Origin of the sequence: Saccharomonospora iraqiensis subsp. paurometabolica YIM 90007, assembly GCF_000231035.2 — a bacterium.
Taxonomy (GTDB): Bacteria; Actinomycetota; Actinomycetes; order Mycobacteriales; family Pseudonocardiaceae; genus Saccharomonospora; species Saccharomonospora paurometabolica.
The window spans coordinates 10,579-12,231 of record NZ_KI912205.1 but is presented as its reverse complement, the minus strand read 5'-3'; the positions used below and the strand labels follow the sequence as shown (position 1 = coordinate 12,231).

General features: G+C 74.1%; 2 protein-coding genes. One reads left to right on the top strand and one right to left on the bottom strand.

Annotation, left to right across the window (positions count from 1 at the left end; all coding sequences use genetic code 11):
* Nucleotides 1-1,142 (bottom strand): steroid 3-ketoacyl-CoA thiolase (locus SACPADRAFT_RS0203190; RefSeq protein ID WP_007027533.1); only part of this gene is annotated, 1,142 nt, incomplete at its 3' end.
* A gap of 294 nt (nt 1,143-1,436) precedes the next feature.
* Here SACPADRAFT_RS0203190 and SACPADRAFT_RS32125 point away from each other — a divergent pair.
* Nucleotides 1,437-1,653 (top strand): hypothetical protein (locus tag SACPADRAFT_RS32125; RefSeq protein WP_007027532.1); only part of this gene is annotated, 217 nt, incomplete at its 3' end.

Here is a 1,653-nt window from a genome sequence, read left to right as displayed (position 1 = left end):
AGCCGTTCGACGACCGCGCCGGTGGCCAGCGCGCCGCCCGCGCAGATCGCCACGAGCGCGGTGGTGGCGTCCCGGCGTTCCAGCTCGTCGATCGCGGTGGCGATCAGCCGGATCCCGGTGGAGCCGACGGGGTGGCCGACCGCGATCGCGCCGCCGTTGACGTTGAGCCGGTCGTCGTCGACCCCGAGCACCCGCTGCAGCGACATCGGCACCGACGCGAACGCCTCGTTCACCTCGACCAGGTCGATGTCGGCCATGGTCATCCCGGCCCGCTTCAGCACCCGTTCGGCGGCGTCGATCGGACCGTCGAGGTGGTAGTACGGGTCGGACCCGACGAGTGCCTGGGACACGATCCGGGCACGGGGACGCAGGCCCAGGGCACGGGCGCGCTCCGAGTCGGCGACCAGGGCGACCGTGGCCCCGTCCGAGACCTGGGACGAGGTGCCCGCGGTGTGCAGGCCGTCCGGCAGCACCGGCTTGAGCCCCGCCAGCGCCTCCACGCTGGTCTCCCGCAGCCCCTGGTCCCGGGTGACCCGCACCGGCTCGCCGGTCTCCACCGACGGCGCGGTCACGGGGATGATCTGGCGGTCCAGTCTGCCCTCGTCCCAGGCGCGCCGGGCGCGCTCCTGGGAGCGCACGCCGAAGGCGTCGAGCTCCTCCCGGGCGAAACCGCGGCGGGCGGCGATCCGGTCGGCCGCGCCGAACTGGTTCGGCATGTCGATGTCCCACGAGTCGGGCTTCGGGGACCCGGCCTCACCGACGTTGGCTCCGAGCGGCACCCGCGACATCGACTCCACGCCGCACGCCATGCCGATCTCCAGCGCGCCGGTGGCGATCAGACCGGAGACGAGGTGGACGGCATTCTGCGCCGACCCGCACTGGGAGTCGATCGTGGTGGCGCCCGTGGCCCGGGGCAGTCCCGCGTGCAACCAGGCGGTGCGCGTGACGTTGCCCGACTGCTCGCCCGCCTGCGTGACACATCCGCCGATGATCTGTTCGACGAGGTCGGGGTCGAGGTCGAGCCGGTCGAGCAACCCGCGCTGGGCGGCACCCAGCAGCTCGGCGGGGTGCAGGCCGGACAGCCATCCTCCCCGCTTGCCGTACGGGGTGCGGGCGGCGTCGACGATGACCGGGGTCGGCATGCGTCCTCCTGCGATCGACTGCGGCGGGCCCGGGGAGGGCCGGGTCCGTGCGGGGACGGCGCGGCGACGCCACCGACCCCGGTTACCAAGCGGTCGCCAGGTTTCTCGGGGCCGCCCGGCACCGTCAACGCACCGGTCCCGGTGAGTGAACGCGCCGTGGTGCGACCGCGCCGACGGCCGTGGGCACGCCGCGCGGTACCGGTCCGATCAGGTGAATCCGGGAACCGGGACGCCGGTCCACCCCGTCCCCGTGTCGACAGCGCCCATCGCGCGACCACCGGGGAGGGAGCACCCGTGTACCCGATCATCTTCTTCGTCATCCTCATCGCCACCGTGCTCGGTATGTCCGTGTGGATACGGTCCGAGCTGCGCGGCAGCGGTGGGATCCGGGGTTTCGTCGACACGGACGGCGATCACGGGTCCGGCCCCGACGGTGACGGCGGCGGTTCCGACGGCGGCGGGCTCGACGGCGGCGGCGGGTCCGGCGGCGGGGTCGGCGGTGGCGGGTTCG